The organism is Pseudonocardia sp. ICBG1293, from assembly GCF_020131355.1.
Classification (GTDB): domain Bacteria; phylum Actinomycetota; class Actinomycetes; order Mycobacteriales; family Pseudonocardiaceae; genus Pseudonocardia.
On record NZ_JAHLEL010000014.1, the window covers coordinates 42,110 to 59,523 of the forward strand.

Annotated in this window: 14 protein-coding genes; 7 read left to right on the forward strand and 7 right to left on the reverse strand. The window is 76.0% G+C overall.

Annotation, left to right across the window (positions count from 1 at the left end; translation table 11 throughout):
- Positions 1 to 118: 118 nt before the first annotated feature.
- The 3 genes from edd (at position 119) to nhaA (ending at position 4,235) form a co-directional block, all read left to right on the forward strand.
- A complete protein-coding gene (edd, locus tag KPF47_RS08555; RefSeq protein WP_224387972.1) occupies positions 119 to 1,960 on the forward strand; it encodes a phosphogluconate dehydratase in 1,842 nt (613 codons plus the stop codon).
- Positions 1,961 to 1,983: 23 nt separating this feature from the next.
- Positions 1,984 to 2,601, forward strand: coding sequence for a bifunctional 4-hydroxy-2-oxoglutarate aldolase/2-dehydro-3-deoxy-phosphogluconate aldolase (eda, locus tag KPF47_RS08560; RefSeq protein WP_224387973.1), 618 nt, complete (start codon positions 1,984 to 1,986; stop codon positions 2,599 to 2,601).
- A gap of 314 nt (positions 2,602 to 2,915) precedes the next feature.
- Positions 2,916 to 4,235, forward strand: a complete 1,320-nt coding sequence (nhaA, locus tag KPF47_RS08565; protein ID WP_224387974.1) for a Na+/H+ antiporter NhaA — start codon at positions 2,916 to 2,918, stop codon at positions 4,233 to 4,235.
- A gap of 8 nt (positions 4,236 to 4,243) precedes the next feature.
- Here the strand turns inward: nhaA and KPF47_RS08570 are convergent, their stop codons facing one another.
- Complete coding sequence (locus tag KPF47_RS08570; protein ID WP_224387975.1) at positions 4,244 to 4,471, reverse strand: hypothetical protein; 228 nt, start codon at positions 4,469 to 4,471, stop codon at positions 4,244 to 4,246.
- Positions 4,468 to 4,650, reverse strand: coding sequence for a hypothetical protein (locus KPF47_RS08575; RefSeq protein WP_224387976.1), 183 nt, complete (start codon positions 4,648 to 4,650; stop codon positions 4,468 to 4,470). Before KPF47_RS08575 ends, KPF47_RS08570 begins: the two co-directional genes overlap by 4 nt.
- Positions 4,651 to 4,873: 223 nt before the next feature.
- On the opposite strand from KPF47_RS08575, the gene KPF47_RS08580 reads away from it, so the two are divergent.
- The 4 genes from KPF47_RS08580 to KPF47_RS08595 all read left to right on the forward strand — a co-directional run bounded on the left by KPF47_RS08580 (position 4,874) and on the right by KPF47_RS08595 (position 11,260).
- Positions 4,874 to 6,091, forward strand: coding sequence for a DNA repair exonuclease (locus KPF47_RS08580; RefSeq protein ID WP_224387977.1), 1,218 nt, complete (start codon positions 4,874 to 4,876; stop codon positions 6,089 to 6,091).
- The gene (locus KPF47_RS08585) at positions 6,088 to 9,606 is read left to right on the forward strand and encodes an AAA family ATPase (RefSeq protein WP_224387978.1); all 3,519 of its coding nucleotides are present in this window, start codon (positions 6,088 to 6,090) and stop codon (positions 9,604 to 9,606) included. Before KPF47_RS08580 ends, KPF47_RS08585 begins: the two co-directional genes overlap by 4 nt.
- A gap of 26 nt (positions 9,607 to 9,632) precedes the next feature.
- Positions 9,633 to 10,565: an aldose 1-epimerase family protein gene (locus KPF47_RS08590; protein ID WP_224387979.1), complete on the forward strand. Its 933-nt coding sequence runs from the start codon at positions 9,633 to 9,635 to the stop codon at positions 10,563 to 10,565.
- 77 nt (positions 10,566 to 10,642) lie between these two features.
- Positions 10,643 to 11,260 (forward strand): malonic semialdehyde reductase, encoded by a 618-nt coding sequence (locus KPF47_RS08595; protein ID WP_224387980.1) that lies wholly within the window; start codon positions 10,643 to 10,645, stop codon positions 11,258 to 11,260.
- Between the two features lie 42 nt (positions 11,261 to 11,302).
- Here the strand turns inward: KPF47_RS08595 and KPF47_RS08600 are convergent, their stop codons facing one another.
- From KPF47_RS08600 to KPF47_RS08620, 5 genes are read right to left on the reverse strand one after another with little or no spacing between them, the layout of a single operon-like run.
- Complete coding sequence (locus KPF47_RS08600) at positions 11,303 to 12,430, reverse strand: serine hydrolase domain-containing protein (RefSeq protein WP_224387981.1); 1,128 nt, start codon at positions 12,428 to 12,430, stop codon at positions 11,303 to 11,305.
- Positions 12,427 to 14,022, reverse strand: a complete 1,596-nt coding sequence (locus KPF47_RS08605) for an ABC transporter ATP-binding protein (protein WP_224387982.1) — start codon at positions 14,020 to 14,022, stop codon at positions 12,427 to 12,429. Before KPF47_RS08605 ends, KPF47_RS08600 begins: the two co-directional genes overlap by 4 nt.
- Complete coding sequence (locus KPF47_RS08610; protein WP_224387983.1) at positions 14,019 to 14,894, reverse strand: ABC transporter permease; 876 nt, start codon at positions 14,892 to 14,894, stop codon at positions 14,019 to 14,021. Before KPF47_RS08610 ends, KPF47_RS08605 begins: the two co-directional genes overlap by 4 nt.
- Positions 14,891 to 15,850 (reverse strand): ABC transporter permease, encoded by a 960-nt coding sequence (locus KPF47_RS08615; protein WP_224388478.1) that lies wholly within the window; start codon positions 15,848 to 15,850, stop codon positions 14,891 to 14,893. The genes KPF47_RS08610 and KPF47_RS08615 overlap by 4 nt, the downstream gene beginning before the upstream one ends.
- A 5-nt stretch (positions 15,851 to 15,855) precedes the next feature.
- Positions 15,856 to 17,412 (reverse strand): ABC transporter substrate-binding protein, encoded by a 1,557-nt coding sequence (locus tag KPF47_RS08620; protein ID WP_224387984.1) that lies wholly within the window; start codon positions 17,410 to 17,412, stop codon positions 15,856 to 15,858.
- Positions 17,413 to 17,414 lie beyond the last annotated feature (2 nt).

Here is a 17,414-nt window from a genome sequence, read left to right on the forward strand (position 1 = left end):
TTCGACCTGGTGAAACGCTGATGCCGTCTCACTAACGTCTTGTGGGTACATAAGTCAGTCGATAGAGTGCTTATCGAACGGTTCGCCACGTACCCCACCACCTGGAGATCGACGCACCGTGACCTCTCCCGCCCCGCTCCACCCCGTCGTCGACGCCGTCACCCGGCGGGTGGTCGCCCGCTCGGCCACCACCCGGGCCGCCTACCTCGAGCGCGTGCGCGCCGCCGCCGCGGCGGGGCCCGCCGCGGGACCCGGCCGCGCCGACCTCGGCTGCGCCAACCTCGCCCACGGCGTCGCCGCGTGCGGGCCGGACAAGCTGACGCTCACCGCGTCGCCCGCCCGCAACATCGGCATCGTCACCGCCTACAACGACATGCTCTCGGCGCACCAGCCGTTCGAGACCTACCCCGCGCGGATCAAGGCGGCGGCGCGCGCGGCGGGCGGGGTCGCCCAGGTCGCCGGCGGGGTCCCCGCCATGTGCGACGGCATCACCCAGGGCCGGGCCGGCATGGAGCTGTCGCTGTTCTCCCGCGACGTGATCGCGATGTCCACCGCGATCGCCCTGAGCCACGACATGTTCGACGCCGCCGTCCTGCTCGGGGTGTGCGACAAGATCGTCCCCGGCCTGGTGATGGGCGCGCTGTCGTTCGGGCACCTGCCGGTGCTGCTCGCCCCGGCGGGCCCGATGACCTCCGGGCTGCCGAACAAGGAGAAGGCCCGGGTGCGGCAGGCGTTCGCCGCGGGCGAGGCCGACCGCGCAGAGCTGCTGGAGGCGGAGTCGGCCAGCTACCACGGCCCCGGCACCTGCACCTTCTTCGGCACCGCGAACTCCAACCAGCTGCTGATGGAGGTCATGGGCCTGCACCTGCCGGGGTCGTCGTTCGTCAACCCCGGCACCGCGCTGCGCGACGCCCTGACCGACGACGTCGCCCGCCGCGCGCTCGCCGCCGCGGGCGACCCGGACAAGGCGATGGGCGCGGTCGTCGACGAGAAGGCGGTGGTCAACGGGATCGTCGCGCTGCTGGCCACCGGTGGCTCCACCAACCACACGATGCACCTTGTCGCGATGGCCGCCGCCGCGGGCGTGCAGATCACCTGGGACGACTTCTCGGACCTGTCCGCGGTCGTGCCGCTGCTGGCCCGGATCTACCCCAACGGCACGGCGGACGTGAACCACTTCCACGCCGCCGGCGGGATGCAGCTGCTCATCCGCGAGCTGCTCGACCACGGCCTGGCCCACGACGACGTCCGCACCGTCGATGGCCCCGGCCTGCGCCGCTACACCCGCGAGCCCTTCCTCGACGGGGACACCCTCGTCTGGCGTGAGGGCACCACCGAGAGCCTGGACAAGTCGGTGCTGCGCTCGGTCGCCGACCCGTTCTCCCCGGACGGCGGGCTGCGCGTGCTGCACGGCAACCTGGGCCGTTCGGTGGTCAAGACCTCCGCCGTCGAGCCCGACCACCGCGTCGTCGAGGCCCCGGCCATGGTGTTCGAGGACCAGGACGCCCTGCTGGCCGCGTTCGCCGCGGGTGAGCTCGACGGGCGCGACCTGGTCGCGGTCGTCCGGTACCAGGGTCCGCGCGCCAACGGGATGCCCGAGCTGCACAAGCTGACCCCCGCGCTGGGGCTGCTGCAGGACCGCGGTCACCAGGTCGCGATCGTCACCGACGGCCGGATGTCCGGCGCCTCGGGCAAGGTCCCCGCCGCGCTGCACGTCACCCCCGAGGCCGCGCAGGGCGGACCGCTGCAGAAGGTCCGCGACGGTGACCCGGTGCGCCTGGACACCCTGAACGGCACCCTGTCCCTGCTGGTCGACGCCGACGAGTTCGACGCCCGCGAGCCCGTCCGGCCCGCGGGCGCGTCCGGCCCGACCACCGGCACCGGGCGCGAGCTGTTCGCCGCGTTCCGGGCCGCGGTCGGCCCCGCCGACACCGGCGCGACCGTCGCCCTGCCCCACTGAGCCCGTCCCGTCCGAGAGGAACCATGAGCGAGAAGCTGCTGGAGCTGGCCCCCGTCGTCCCCGTCGTCGTGCTGCACGACGCCGCGACGGCCGTCCCGCTCGCCCGTGCCCTGGTGGACGGCGGGCTGCCGGTCATCGAGGTGACCCTGCGGACCCCGGCCGCGCTCGAGGCCGTCCGCCGGATCGCGGCCGAGGTGCCCGACGCGGTCGTCGGCACCGGGACCGTCCGCACCCCCGACGACGTGCGCCGGTCGGTCGAGGCGGGTGCCCGCTTCCTCGTCAGCCCGGGCGCGACGCCCCGGCTGCTCGACGCGATGGAGGACTCCGGGCTGGACTTCCTCCCCGGCACCGCGACGATCTCGGAGATGATGGCCGTCGCCGAGCGCGGGCACACCGCCTGCAAGTTCTTCCCGGCCGAGGCCGCGGGCGGGCGCCCGTTCCTGAAGTCGGTCGCCGGGCCGCTGCCGGACCTCCGGTTCTGCCCGACCGGGGGGATCACCGTCGACTCGGCACCGGGCTACCTGGCCCTGCCCACCGTCCCCTGCGTCGGGGGCTCCTGGCTCACCCCGGCCGACGCCGTCGCCGCGGGGGAGTTCGACCGGATCCGCGGCCTCGCCGCGGCCGCCGCCGCGCTGGGCTGACGGCGCGGGCCCACGGGCACGGCCCCGGCTGCCGCCACGGCCGGCCGGAGGCGGAGCAGGGTCGGCGCCCACCCGGCGATCTCGCTCATCGCGTCGCCGTGCGCCAGCGGTGACACCGACGGGCCGGGGCCCGACGCGATCCCGATGCCCGGGGACGGCACGAGGGGGCCGCCCCCGGGAGTCCGGTGCGGGAGGTGGCGAGCGCCTCGAACGGGCTGACGCGGGGGCCCGGGACCGTTAAGGTCTCTTCCGGTGTGCCGGGAAGTCTGGTCGGCGAGCGATGCCCCCTGCCCTCCCGACCTGACCGGAGCCCCGTGAACACCACCCCCGCCCCCCGCCGCCTGTTCTCCCGCGGTTCGTGGGCACAGGCCCGTCGCGTCGCCGACGTGCTGCGCACCGAGACCGTCGGCGGCGTCCTGCTCGTCATCGCGGCCGTGGCCGCGCTGCTGTTCGCCAACTCGCCCTGGCGCGACGCCTACACCGCGCTCGCCGGGGTCACCGTCGGCCCCGCCGCGCTGCACCTGGACCTGTCGCTGGCCACCTGGGCCGCGGACGGCCTGCTGGCCGTGTTCTTCTTCGTCGTCGGGCTGGAGCTCAAGCGCGAGTTCCTGGCCGGGGACCTGCGCGACCCGCGGACGGCGCTGCTACCGGTCGCGGCGGCCGTCGGCGGGATGACCGTGCCCGCCCTGATCTACGTCGCGGTGAACCTGGCGAACCCCGACGCCCTGGTCGGCTGGGCGATCCCGACGGCCACCGACATCGCGTTCGCGCTCGCGGTGCTGGCGGTGATCGGGACCCACCTGCCTGCCGCGCTGCGGACCTTCCTGCTGACCCTCGCTGTCGTCGACGACCTGCTCGCCATCACGATCATCGCGGTCTTCTACACCGACCGGCTGTCGGTGCCCGCCCTGCTCGGCGCCCTCGTCCCGCTGGCGCTGTTCACCCTCGCGGTGCAGCGCGGGATCCGCTCCTGGTGGGTGCTGCTGCCGCTCGCCGCGATCACCTGGGTGCTCGTGCACGAGTCCGGCGTGCACGCCACGGTCGCAGGGGTGCTGCTCGGCTTCGCGGTGCCGGTCCTGGGGCGGCGCCGGGTGCACGGGGTGTCGCTGTCCGAGCACTTCGAGCACAGCTGGCGCCCGCTGTCGGCCGGGTTCGCGGTGCCGGTGTTCGCGTTCTTCGCCGCCGGAGTCACGGTGGTCGGCGGCGACGGTGACGGCGGCGGGTTCGGCGCGGCCCTGGTCGACACCGTCACCCTCGGCATCGTCGCCGGCCTGGTCGTCGGCAAGACCGTGGGCGTGCTCGGCGCGACCTGGCTGGTGCAGCGGTTCACCCGGGCCGAGCTGTCGGACGACCTGTCCTGGTGGGACCTGCTCGGTCTCGCCCAGCTCGCCGGGATCGGGTTCACCGTGTCGCTGCTGGTCGGCGAGCTGGCCTTCGGCGCCGGGAGACCGCAGGACGACCACGTCAAGATCGGGGTGCTGTGCGGATCGCTGCTCGCGGCGCTACTGGCGACGGTGGTCCTGCGCGCCCGCAACGCCCACTACCGGCGGATCGAGCAGACCGAGACGCGCGACGACGACGGTGACGGGGTGCCGGACGTGTACCAGCAGGGCGGCCCCCGCCGGGACGGGTGAGCGCCGGGTCAGCGGTGGTCGGCGCGGGCCGCGGCGTGCCGCACCGCGGCCGGGGACAGGCCGCGACGGCCCCGGTCCCAGTCACCGGTGTCCGGGCGGGCGCACGGCAGGGCGTGCACGAAGCTGCGTGCGGGGCCGCCGTCGGGGGCCGTCCCGCCGTGGGTGCGTACCCGCAGGGGCTCGGACGCCGGGTCGATCGGGTTCAGGCAGCGCTCGCACAGCGCGTCGCGGATCACGCCGCCCGCCGCTCGGCCGGGGCGACGGTGCCGGCGGGGACGCAGGCGGCGACGTGCACGACGGCCTCGCGCCAGGTCACCTCTCCCGCCGCGTCGGCCGACGCGATGTGGGACAACCGGTAGACGCGTTCGGTCGCGGTGTCGACGGGTGCGAAGCAGCGTTCGCAGAGCTGGATCATCGGGCTCGACCTCGCGCCTCTCTCTCGGGACCGGACGGCCAGCATCCACCCACCGGTCGTCGTCCGGACACCGGAACGTGACCGGTGCCGCTGTGTGGTCCACCCCACCTGACCTGCGGTGCCGCCATCGGTGAGCGGGCGGGCGGTGTCGCGGCGGGGAACCGACGGGGCACCGCCCTAGACTCGGCGGTCCCCGTTCCCCGACCGCTCCGGGAGTTGTTCCGTGCGCTTCGTGCACGCCGCCGACCTGCACCTCGACAGCCCGTTGCGCGGGCTGTCGAGGCTCGGCGACTCCGAGCTCGCCGCGACGCTGCGCGCGGCGACCCGACGGGCCTGCGAGAACCTCGTGGACGCGGTCGTCGACTCCCGGGCCGAGGCGCTGGTGCTGCCCGGCGACGTGTACGACGGCGACTGGAAGGACTACGCGACCGGCGCGTTCTTCGTCCGCCAGCTGTCCCGGCTGCACGACGAGGGCATCCCGGTGTTCCTCATCAGCGGCAACCACGACGCCGAGTCCGAGATCACCCGGTCGCTGCGGCTCCCGCCCAACACCCACCGGCTGTCGGTGGACGCGCCCGAGACCGTGGTCGACGAGGACCGCGGCCTGGCCGTGCACGGCCAGGGCTTCGCCCGCCGCGCCGTGCTGGAGAACCTCGTCCCCGCCTACCCCGACCGGATCCCCGGCCTGGTCAACGTGGGGATGCTGCACACCTCGGTGCAGGGCGACGACCGGCACGACACCTACGCCCCCTGCCGCCCGGAGGACCTGTCCGGGTGCGGCTACGAGTACTTCGCCCTCGGCCACGTGCACGAGCAGCGCGCGGTCTGCGAGGGCCCGCACCCGGCCTGGTTCTCCGGGAACCTGCAGGGCCGCCACCCGCAGGAGCGCGGCGCCAAGGGGGCCCTGCTCGTCGACGCGACCCCCGGCCGGTGGGCGGCGGTCACCCCGCTGGTGCTCGACGTCGCCCGCTGGGAGCTCGTCGAGGTCGACATCACCGGTCTCGGCGGAGCCGACGAGGTGTACGAGGCCGCGCTGCGCGAGCGCTGCGCCGCCGCCGCGCCGCGCGCCGTCGTCGCCCAGGTGACGCTGTACGGCGCCGGGGCCGCCGCCGCGGACCTCACCTCCGCCGAGGGGGTCCGCACCGAGCTGGAGCTGCTCGCGGAGCGCTGCGGCGCGGTCCTGGAGAAGGTCCGCAACCGCACCCGCCCACCCGCCGGGGCGCTCGCGGTCGACCCGGAGCTGACGGCGGCCGTGTCGGCCGCCGCGGCCGGTCTCGCCGCCGAACCCGACCGCATCCGCGAGCTGGCCGCCCCGCTGGAGCGCGAGGTCGGCCGGCGGCTGCGCGAGGCGGGCCTGCTGGACCTGCGCGACGACGAGCGCCTCGCCGCGCTGGCCCGCCAGGCCGAGCAGCAGCTGCTGGCCCGGATGGCCGGGTCGTGACCGCCACCGCGCGGCTGCGCACGCTGGTCCTGGAGCGCTACGGCGCCTACGAGGGGCGCGAGCTCACCCTGGGTACGGGCCTGACGATCGTGTCCGGGCCCAACGAGGCGGGCAAGACCACCCTGCTCGACGCCCTGTCGGACCTGCTGTGGGGGATGCCCCGCCCGGTGCGCCACGCCTACGCGGTCGGCCCGTCCCGGCTCGCCGTCTCCGCCCGGGTCGACGGCGACGGCGGGACGAGCGTGCTGCGCCGCACCACCCGCGGTCTGCACGACGACACCGGCGCCGTCGCGGACCCGCCGTGGGGCGAGTCCGGCGCCGACGCCCGGCGGCGCTGGCGGGAGGGCTTCGGGCTGGGGCACGAGGAGCTGCGCGAGGGCGGCCGGGCGCTGTGCTCCGGTGCGGGCGACCTCGCCGAGCTGGTGTTCACCGCCCGCAGCGGCCGGGACGCCCGGGCGCTGATCGCCGCCCTGGACGCCGAGGCCGACGCCCTGTTCAAGGACCACCGGGGCAACCGCTCGGTGGAGGTGCGGGCCGCGTTCGCCCGCTTCACCGAGACCGAGAAGGCCGTGGGGGAGCGGGTGTCGCGGGCCGGGGAGGTCACCGCGCTGGCCGAGGAGATCGCCCGGCTGGAGCGCCGTGCCGCGGAGCTGACCCGGACCCGTCGCGGGGCGGCGGGGGCGGCCGGGGCCGCCCGGCAGGCCGTGCGCGGCCAGGATCCGGCGCGGGAGCTGGCGGAGCTGCGGGCCGAGCGCGCCGCGCTGTGCGCCACCGGCGCCGCCCTGGACGCGGCCTCGCTGGAGGAGTACACCCGCGCGACCGCCGCGCTGGCCGAGGCCGAGACTGCGCGCGACGAGCACCGCGCCACCGCCGACGCGCTGCGGGCCCGCCGCGCCGAGCTCGACCTCGACGAGGACCTGCTCGCCGACGCCACCCGGGTCCGCGAGCTGGAGTCCGCCGCGCAGGCCCGTCGCGCCGACGCCGAACGGGCGGCCCGGCTGCGCGCCGACGCCGCCGAGGCCCATCGCCGGGCCGAGACCGCACTGGCCGGTCTGGTCGCCGACGACGGGCGCAGCGCCGCCGACCGCCTCGCCGCGGTCCACCTGCCCAGCGACCGCGCCCGTGACCTCGACGAGCACGCCCGCCGGCTCACCGAGGCACTGGCCGAGCAGAGCCGCGCGGAGCGGCTGCACGCCGCCGCGCTCGCCGAGGTCCGCGAGGTGGCCGACGTGCCCGGCGGTCTCGACGCCGACCGGGTCGCCGAGGTCCGACGGGCGATCGAGGCCGAGGGCTCGGCGGCGGCGCTGTGCCGGACCGCGGTCGCCGACCGGGACCTCGCCCGCGCCCGGCGGGCCGAGGCGCTCGCCGCGGCCGGTCACCGCGAGACCCGCGGTGACCGGGGCGTGCTGGCCCCGCCCCGGCGGGAGGTGCGGGAGCTGCGGGCCGCACTGCGCGCCGCGGAGTCCGACCAGCGCGGCGCCGAGCGGGCCGCCGCGGACGCCGCGGACCGCGCGCACCGGGCCCGGGCCGCCCGCGACGGGGTGGCCGCGGACGGCCGCCCGGTGGGCGCGGAGGCGCTGGCCGCCGCCCGCGCCGCCCGCGACACCGCGCTGGAACGGCTGCTCACCGCGGGCCCCGAGGGCGCCGCCGCGGCCGCGGGGAAGCTGTCCGCCGCGCTCGCCGGGGCCGACCGGGTCGCCGACGACATGATCGCCTCCGCGGACCGGGTCGCCGAGCTCGCCCACCGCGACGCCGAGCTCGACACCGCCGACGCCGACGCCGCCCGCACCGCCGTCGCCGCCACCGCCGCCGGTGAGCGCACGGCCGCCGCGGCCGCCGCGTGGGCGACGCTGTGGCGCACGCACGGCGTCGCCGTCCCGAAGCCCGACGACGCCGACGCGGTCGTCTCCGCGCTGACCGAGGCCGCCCGCGCCGAGAGCGACGCCGCCCGCGCCGACGAGCGCCTCGCCCGCCTGCGCGACCAGGCCGAGGTGCAGGAACGGGCGCTGGGCTCGGCGCTCGCCGCGGCCGGACGCCCGCGCGACGGCGCCCCGCTGGACGTGCTGCTCGTCGCCGCGGCGGACCTGGCCACCGAGGCCGAGCACGCCCGGGACCGGCGGGTGCTGCTGGCCCGGCTGCGCAGCGAGGCCGAGCGCGCCGGGGGTGCCGCCGACGCCGCCCGCCACGAGCGCGAGCTGGCCGCCCAGCGCTGGCGGTTCGCGCTGCGGGGCGCCGGCCTGCCCACCGACCTGGAGCCCGCCGGCTGGGACACCCGTCGCGACACCGTTGCCGACGCGCGCACCGCGGGCGCACTCGCCCGTGAGGACGACGACCAGGCCCGCCGGCTCGAGCGTGCCGTCGCCGCCCACGGCCGGGCCGTCGTCGCGCTGGTCGAGCGGCACCTGGAGCCCTCCCCGACCGGTACCGCCGCGGTGGACCGGCTCGGCGAGCTGGCCGACCGGGTCCGCGAGGTCACCAAGTCCGCGGTGTCGGCGGGCCATCTCGACGACGGCATCGCCGCCGCCGAGGACGAGGCGGCCCGCGCCGCCCGCGCGGCCACCGGGGCCACCGCGGTGCTGGACCGGCTCGCCGTCGAGCTGGCGCTGACCGAGGCCCCGGAGCCGGGTGGGCTGGAGGCCGCGGCGCGGCGGGGCAGCCACGTCGCCGGGCTGGACACCCGGATCGCCGAGCAGGAACGCCTGCTCGCCGCCGCGGCCCCCGACCTCGACGCCACCGAGCTGGTCGCGGCCGCCCCCGACACCGAGCCGGGCGCGCTCGCCGAGGCACTCGACCGGGCCGAGGCGCACGAGCGCGACCTCGGCGCGGTGCAGGACGAGGTGCGCGAACAGCTGGGCGGGCTGCGGGCCCGGCGCCGGGAGCTGGAGGAGGCGCAGGGTGCGGCCGAGCTCCACGCCCGCGCCCAGTCCGAGCTCGCCGGGGTCGCCGACGCCGCGGAGCGCTACCTGGTGCTGCACCTGCAGCGCGAGATCCTGCGCCGCGAGCTGGAGGCCTACGAACGCAGCCACGCCTCCCCGTTGCTGGTCCGTGCCGGCGTGCTGCTCGAACGTCTCACCGGCGGCCGGTTCGTCGCGCTGCGGCCCCCGGGCGAGGCGGGCGGTACCGGCCGCAGCCTGGTCGCGGTCCGCGCCGACGGGGAGGAGCTCGCCCCGGCCCGGCTGTCGGAGGGCACCGCCTACCAGGTCCACCTCGCGCTGCGCCTGGCCGGGATCGAGCAGCTGCAGGCCGACCGGGTCGCCGCCGGGCTGCCCACGGTGCCGGTCGTGTTCGACGACGTCCTGATGACCTTCGACGACGAGCGCGGCGCCGCCGCCGTCGCCGTCCTGGGGGAGCTGGCCGCCACCGCCCAGGTCCTGCTGTTCACCCACCACGAGCACGTCGTCGGCCTGGCCCGCGACGCCGGTGTCACGTTCACCGTCGCCGAGCTGGGCCCGCCCGCCCCGGTCGAGGTCGTCGGTGACGCCGACACCGCCCGGGCCACCCCGCTGGCCGGCTGAGCGGCCCGGTCGCGGAGACTGCTCGGGTGGACGCGTGCGGTGAACGGTTCGTGATCGTCAGCGGGGACTCCCAGGCCGAGGTCGACGAGGTGGGTGCGGCGCTGGCCGGCTTCTCGCAGGCCGGCCGGGTCCGGATCGAGCCGCACCCGCCGACCGTCCGCCCGGCGAAGGGCTCCGGCGCGGTGCTCGCACCCTGGCCGAACCGGGTCCGTGGCGGCGCGTGGACCCACCGCGGCGCCCCGATGCAGCTCGCGCTCACCGAGCCGGACGCCGGCAACGCCATCCACGGCCTGCTGCGGCACGTCCCGTGGACGCCGGTGGACCGGGCGGGGGACCGGATCACGCTGTCCGCGGTGGCGCCGGTGCAGCCGGGCTGGCCGCAGCCGGTGCGGGTCACGGTGACCTACTCCGTCGGCCGTGACGGACTGACCGTCGCCACCGAGGTGGAGAACCTCGGCGACGCCCCGGTCCCCTTCGGTCTGGGCTTCCACCCGTACCTGCGGGTCGGTGACGTCCCGACCGACGAGCTGGAGCTCACCCTGTCCGCCCGGACCGAGCTGCCGCTGCGCGACCAGCTGCCCGACGGCCCCCCGCGCGCACTGGACAGGGCGGTCTCCCGGACCCGGCTGGCCGGGCTCGTCCTGGACAGCGCGTTCGGGGGCTGCACACCCGGCGACGGCCCCGACGGCGGCGCCGACGGCCGGGTCCGGCACCGGGTCGGGTCCCGCGACGGCGGCGGCACCGAGCTGTGGGCGGACGCGGCGTTCGGCTGGGTGCAGGTCTTCACCCCCGGGGACTTCCCGCGTCAGGGCCCGGACGGGGCCGTGACGGCGTCGCGGGCGATCGCGGTCGAGCCGATGACCTGCCCGCCGGACGCGCTGAACTCGGGCACCGACCTGATCGAGCTCGTCCCGGGGGAGTCGCAGGTGCTGCGGTGGGGTGTGCACGCCACCGGCTGACCGCCACGGCGTGACCCGCGTCATGGTCCGGCCGGGGAATGCCGGCGAAGTCGTTGAACGCTCTACGGTTCGTGACTGTGGAGACCACGCATCCGGTGCAGCTTCCCCGACTCGACGAGGCCGGCCGTGCCGCGCTGTTCACCGAGGCCCGTACCGCCAACACCTTCACCGACGAGCCCGTCACCGACGAGACGCTCCGCTCGGTGTGGGACCTGGCCCAGTGGCCGCCGACCGCGGCGAACACCCAGCCGCTGCGGGTGACCTTCGTCCGCAGCGAGGAGGGCAAGCGGCGCCTGGTGCCGCTGCTCGCCGAGGGCAACCGGGCCAAGTCCGAGGCGGCCCCGGTCATCGCGGTCCTGGCCGTCGACCTGGACTTCCACGAGCACTCGGACACCACGTTCCCGATCCGCCCCGGCTTCCGCGAGGGCCTGGAGTCCCAGGGCTGCGAGGGGCGCGAGGCGATGGCCCGGTTCAACGCCTCGCTGCAGGTCGGTTACGTCCTGCTGGCCGCCCGTGCGCTCGGCCTCGCCACCGGCCCGATGGCCGGGTTCGACGCCGACGCGGTGACCGAGGAGTTCTTCCCCGGTGGACGGCACCGGGTGCTGCTGGTGGTCAACCTGGGTCACCCCGGCCCGGACGCCTGGCACCCGCGGCTGCCCCGCCTCGCGGCGGAGCAGGTCCTCGACTTCGCCTGAGACACCCCCGCCCGTGACGGCGCGGCGCAGCGCACCGCGCCGTCACAGACAGGTGTGCAGCGCCGCCAGCAGTTCCGAGGCCCGGTCGTCGACGTCCTCGGCCCGCATCTCGTTGGTGAGGAACGAGAAGCCGAGCTCCCGGTCGGGCCAGGCGCCGTGCCGCCCGCCCCCCGCGCCGCTGTGGCCGAAGGCGACCCGCTCCGGTCCGTAGGTGCCGATCGGGTCGGCGAGCTCGAAGCCCAGCCCGAACCGCAGCGGCCGGTCGTTGATCGCGTCGGTGCCCTCGGACCAGGTCCTCGTGGCCTGGGCCAGTGCCGCGGCCGGCACCGGTGACGTCCCCGGTACGCACAGCGCCGCGTAGAACCGGGCCATCGCGGGCGCACCCGCCAGGCCGGCACCGGACAGGGCGCCACTGCGGTGGTAGGCGGGGCTGTCGGGCAGGTCCGGCTCCTCGAGCAGCATCCGGTACATCCGCTCGACCAGCCGCCGGCGGTGCGGGTCGGTGAGGAACGTGGAGATCCGGTAGTCGGGGTCGCGCACGATCCGCGCCGGTGCGGGCGGGTCCTCGCCCAGGAACACCCGGGCACCGGGGACCTGCGCCACGGTGTCGCGTACGACCGCGCGGGGGTCGCGCCCGGTGACCCGTGCCAGCAGCTCCGCGGCCATCGCCCCGTAGGTCGTCGGGTGGTAGGCGACCCGGGTGCCCGGCTCCCAGATCGGCTCCTGGCGGGCCAGCACCGCGGCACAGGCCCGGTCGTCGAGCCGCTGGGCCGGGGACGGCTCGGGGTCGGTGTAGGGGAGCCCGACGGTGTGCGACAGCACCTGGCCGACGGTGACGTGCTCCTTGCCGCCCCCGGCGAACTCCGGCCAGTACCGGGACACCGGGGCGTCCGGGTCGAGCCGGTCGGCGACCGCGGCGCAGCCGGCCGCGGTCAGTCCCTTGGTGCCGGAGAACAGGACCGCCACCGTGTTCGCCGCCCAGGGGCGTCCGGTGGCGGGGTCGGCGAGGCCGCCGTGCAGCTCGACGAGCGGCTCCCCGCCGCGGACCACCGAGAACGCGACCCCCGCGTGCGAGCCCGCGAGCACCGTCGCGAACGCGTCGGCGACGGCGGAGAACCCGGGCGCGACGGTGCCGTGCACCCGGTGGCCGTCGGCCGGACCGGCGGTCATCGGACCGCGGCCATCGACGGTGTGTGCGCCAGCAGCTCACGGGTGTAGTCGTGGGCGGGGTCGGTGAGGACCTCGGACACGGTGCCCTGCTCGACGATCCGGCCGCCCTGCAGCACCGCGATCCGGTCGGCGACCTCGCGGGCGAGCGCGATGTTGTGGGTCACGAACACCATCGCGGTGCCGAGCTCGCGGCGGACCGTGGCCAGCAGGTCCAGGATCGCGGCCTGCACCGACACGTCCAGCGCCGAGGTCACCTCGTCGCACACGAGGACGTCGGGCGCGGTGACCAGGGCGCGGGCGATCGCCGCACGCTGGCGCTCGCCGCCGGACAGCGACCCGGGGTAGCGCCCGGCGAAGCTCTCGTCCAGCCGGACCTGGCGCAGCATGTCGAGCACCCGCGCCCGGCGGGCCCCGGCGTCGGCGTCGGTCAGGTGGCGCAGCGGGACCTCCAGCGACCCGGCCAGGGTGCGGCGCGGGTTGAGCGAGGCGAACGGGCTCTGGAACACGTACTGGACGCTGCGCAGCTGGGCGTAGGTGCGCGGGGTCGTGAGCTCCTCGCCCTTGAGCGTGAGCGTGCCGGAGTCCAGGGTGAGCAGCCCGGACAGACCACGGGCCAGGGTCGTCTTGCCCGAGCCGGACTCGCCGAGCAGCATCAGGCACTCGCCGGGCCACAGCTCCAGGTCGACGCCGTCGAGGACGGTCCGCGAGCCGTACCGCTTCCCGGCACCGGACATCCGCAGCAGCGGCTCGCCCGCCCCGTCCCCGGACGGCACCGGGTCCCGCTCGACGTGCCGGTCCAGGTCGGGCACGGCGGCGATCAGCCCCCGGGTGTAGGCGTGCTCGGGTGCGGTGAGGACCCGGGCCACCGGTCCGGTCTCGACGACCTCGCCGGCCTGCATGACCGCCACCCGGTCGGCCAGCCCGGCGACGACGGCGAGGTCGTGGGTGATGTAGAGCGCCGCAGTCCCCGAGCGGGTCACCAGCTCCCGCACGGTGTCCAGGACGAGGTCCTGGGTGGTGACGTCGAGACCGGTGGTCGGCTCGTCGAGCACCACGACGTCGGGCCGGTTCGCGAACGCGGCGGCGATCCCGACCCGCTGCTGCTGGCCGCCGGAGAGCTGGTGCGGGTAGCGGGCCAGGAACGCGTCGTCGTGCGGCAGGCCGACGTCGGCGAGGACCTCTCGGACCCGCGCGTCGACGTCGCCCTCGTAGGCGTGGGCCTCCAGGACCTCCGCGACCTGGGTGTCGACCCGCAGCAGCGGGTTCAGCGACAGGGCCGGGTCCTGCGGGACGTAGCTGACCAGACGGCCCCGGATCCCGCGCAGCGTGACGGGGTCCAGGGTGAGCAGGTCGTCGTGGGTCTCGGTGTGGCCGTGGAAGACCATCGTGCCGCCGGTGTGCACCAGGCCGGTCCGGAAGTGGCCGAGCGCGGCCAGCGCCGCCGTCGTCTTCCCGGAGCCGGACTCGCCGACCAGCGCGAGGATCTCACCCGGGGCGACGGCGTAGTCGACGCCGTGCAGCACCTCCCGCCCGCCGGTGGTGGACACCCGCAGGCCGGTGCAGGCGATGGTGGGTGACTCGGTGGCGGTCATGCGCCCTCCCCGGTGGTGTCCGCCGACTCCTTGGCCAGGGCGTCGGTGATCATGTTCGTGCCGACGGTGAGGACCGCGATGGCCAGTACCGGCAGCAGCACGCCCCACGGGGCGACGATCAGCGCGATCCGGTTCTCGTTGATCTGCAGTCCCCAGTCCGCGGCCGGCGGCTGGACCCCGAGGCCGAGGAACGACAGCGAGGCGATGTAGCCGATCGAGTAGGTCAGCCGCAGACCCAGCTCCACCATCAGCGGGCCGGTGATGTTCGGCAGGATCTCGGTGCCGAGGATGCGCCGGCGCGGGACGCCGTACATCCGGGCGGCCAGGACGTAGTCCTGACCGGCGACCGACAGCGTCGCCTGCCGGGCGACCCGTGCCACCCGGGGGATGTGCGAGATCCCGATGACCAGCACCAGCAGCCAGCCCGACGAGCCGAGCACGGCGACCGCGAGCAGCGCCAGCACCAGCTGCGGGAACGACAGCAGCACGTCGCCGCCGCGCATGATCAGCGTGTCCAGCCGGCCGCCGGAGTACCCGGCGAGCATCCCGGCGGCGGCCCCGCCGACCAGCCCGACCGCGGTCGCGGCGAGGGCGTAGAGCAGCACCGGGCCGCCGCCGGCGAGGAAGCGGGTGAGCACGTCGCGGCCGAGGTCGTCGGTGCCGGCGACGCCGTCCTGGCCGAACGGCCGCCCGGCGAAGTCGTCGACGCCGAACCCGGTCAGCAGCGGCCCGAGCACGGGGCCGAGCACCGCGACGGCCACCACCACCAGGGTCAGCGCGGCGCCGATCCGGGCCTGCCGGCGCCGGAAGGTGCGCCGCAGCAGCCCGGCCGGCGCGGAGCCCGCGGTCACAGGGGGGTCCACCACGCTCATCGGACACCTCCGGAGTTGCGGATCCGCGGGTCGGCGAGGATCCCGGCCACGTCGGCGGCCAGGTTGACCACGACGTAGAACGCGGCGATCAGCATCGAGATCGCCTGGACCACCTGGACGTCGCGGTTGTTGACCGCGTCGATCAGGGCCTGGCCGATGCCCGGGTAGCGGAACAGGAACTCCACGACGACGACCCCGCCGGCCAGCCAGGCCAGCTGCAGGGCCAGCACCTGGGCGACCGGCCCGACGGTGTGCGGGACGGCGTGGCGCAGCAGCACCGTGCGTTCGGGCAGGCCCTTGAGCCGTGCCATCTCGACGAACCCGGTGTCGAAGGTCTCCGACAGCGTCGCCCGGGTCATCCGGACGACGTAGGGGATCACCACCAGGGCCAGGGTCAGCACCGGCAGCACGAGCTGCTCGGGCCGGGTCCAGACGGGCTCTCCGGGCCGGGCGATGGTGACCGAGGGCAGGACCCGCAGCACCGAGGTCGCGAACAGCACGACGAGCAGCACGCCGATGACGAACTCGGGCAGCGCGGCCAGCACCAGGCTGGTTCCCGACAGCGCCGAGTCGGTGCGGGTGCCGCGGCGGACCGCGGCCCAGGCGCCCAGCGCCAGGGCGACCGGGGTCGCGACGACCGCGGTCAGCACCAGCAGCACCCCGGACGCGGCGATCCGGCCGCCGAGCAGCTCGGTCACCGGGCCCTGGGTGGCCGCGGAGTAGCCGAGGTCCCCGGTGAGCACCCCGCCCAGCCACCCGAGGTACCGCTCCCAGACCGGCCGGTCCAGGCCGAGCTGCGCGGTCAGCGCCGCGACGCGCTCGGGGGTGGCCTGCTGGCCGAGGATGGCGCGGGCCGGGTCACCGGGCAGCAGCAGGGTCGCGGCGAAGACCAGCAGCGACACCACGAACAGCACCAGCACGCTGACCAGCAGCCGTTGGAGGATCATCTTCGTCAGCAGGTTCACGCCCCCACCCACGCCTTCCGGAACTCGTAGCCGGACAGGGACAGCCCGGTCCGGCTCGGCGTGAGACCGCCGACGTAGGCCTGGTGCGCGTCGACCCGGTTCGGAAAGCCCCAGATGAGGTAGCCGCCCCGGTCGTACTCGATGCGCTGGGCACTGCGGACCAGCTCGCCGCGCCGGGTCGCGTCCACCTCGGCGCGGGCCCGGCGCACGATCCGGATGTACTCCGCGTCGTTCCAGTGCGTCTCGTTGAACGGCGAGTCCGGCAGCGACGAGGACCCGGCCTGCGGCAGGTAGTTGCGGGTGTTCCAGAAGCTCTGCGCGAACTCCCACTGCAGGTACTGGTCGGAGAAGAAGGTGGAGGTGTCCACCCGGCGCAGCCCGATGTCGATGCCGGCCGCGCGGGCCTGGGTGACCAGGACCTGTGCCGACTCCACCGAGCCGGCCTGGATCGGCGAGGTCACCAGCTCCAGCGACAGGTTCGGCTTCCCGGCGGCGGCGAGCAGGTCCCGCGCCCGCTCCAGGTCCTGGTCGCGGCGGGGAGCCAGGAAGTCGGGGTCGAAGCGGCCGTAGAGGTCACCCGCCGGCGCGCCCTGACCCGACAGCACCTGGCCGACCATCTCGCCGCGGCCGGTGGCCAGCCGCAACGCCTGCCGGACCCGGACGTCGTCGAACGGCTCGACGTCGACCCGCATGGTGAACGGCAGCCAGCTCCCGGTCTCGGCGGTGAGCAGCGCGATCGAGTCGTAGGCGCCGACCACCTCGGTCAGCGACAGCGGGACCTGGTCGATCGCGTCGACCTGCCCGGACAGCAACGCGTTGATCCGGGCGTCCTCCTCGCTGAAGTTGATCAGCTCGAGGCGGTCGACCCACGGCTGGTCCGGACGCCAGTACCCGTCGTGTCGTACGAAGACGCTCTGCTGGCCGGGGGAGAACGACTCGAACCGGAACGCACCGGTGCCGACCGGACGGTCGAGGGAGAAGTCCGCGGGGACGATCCCGCAGCTGTACTCGGCCAGGTACTGGTCGAACACCGGCCCGGGCTCGCTGAGCACGAACCGGACCCGGTCGTCACCGATCACGACGACCTCGCGCAGCGTCTCCAGCTGGGCGGCACCGGACTTCGGGTCGTCGGGGTCGGTGATCCGCCGGAACGTCGCGACGACGTCGTCGGGGGTCACCGGGCGCCCGTCGTGGAAGGTGATGCCGGGCCGGATCCTCGCGGTCCAGCTGCGGGCGCCGGGGTCGGGCCGCACGGACTCGGCGACGGCGGGCTGCAGCGTGTAGGCGTTGTCCCAGCGAACCAGGGGCTCGTAGAGGCTGATGACGCGGGCGATGTCCGGGTTCGTGGCGGGGCTGTGCGGGTCGAGGGTGTCCGACGAGCCTCCGCCGGTCACCCCCACCCGCAGGACGCCGCCGCGACGGGGGGCTCCGGCCTCACGGGCCGTCGCCGGTCCGCCGCAGCCGGCCAGGAAGGCCGCTGCGGCCAGGCCGGCCGCTCCGCCCAGCAGGCGCCGGCGGGTGAGCCCGCCGTGCGCCACTGTCGGGCTGGTCATGA

Bases quoted from the DNA above. Each gene is read 5' to 3' on its own strand.
- eda (WP_224387973.1), top strand. From the start codon at position 1,984: ATGAGCGAGAAGCTGCTGGAGCTGGCCCCCGTCGTCCCCGTCGTCGTG.
- KPF47_RS08575 (WP_224387976.1), bottom strand. From the start codon at position 4,650: ATGATCCAGCTCTGCGAACGCTGCTTCGCACCCGTCGACACCGCGACC.
- KPF47_RS08600 (WP_224387981.1), bottom strand. From the start codon at position 12,430: ATGACCGCCGGTCCGGCCGACGGCCACCGGGTGCACGGCACCGTCGCG.
- KPF47_RS08605 (WP_224387982.1), bottom strand. From the start codon at position 14,022: ATGACCGCCACCGAGTCACCCACCATCGCCTGCACCGGCCTGCGGGTG.
- KPF47_RS08610 (WP_224387983.1), bottom strand. From the start codon at position 14,894: ATGAGCGTGGTGGACCCCCCTGTGACCGCGGGCTCCGCGCCGGCCGGG.
- KPF47_RS08620 (WP_224387984.1), bottom strand. From the start codon at position 17,412: ATGACCAGCCCGACAGTGGCGCACGGCGGGCTCACCCGCCGGCGCCTG.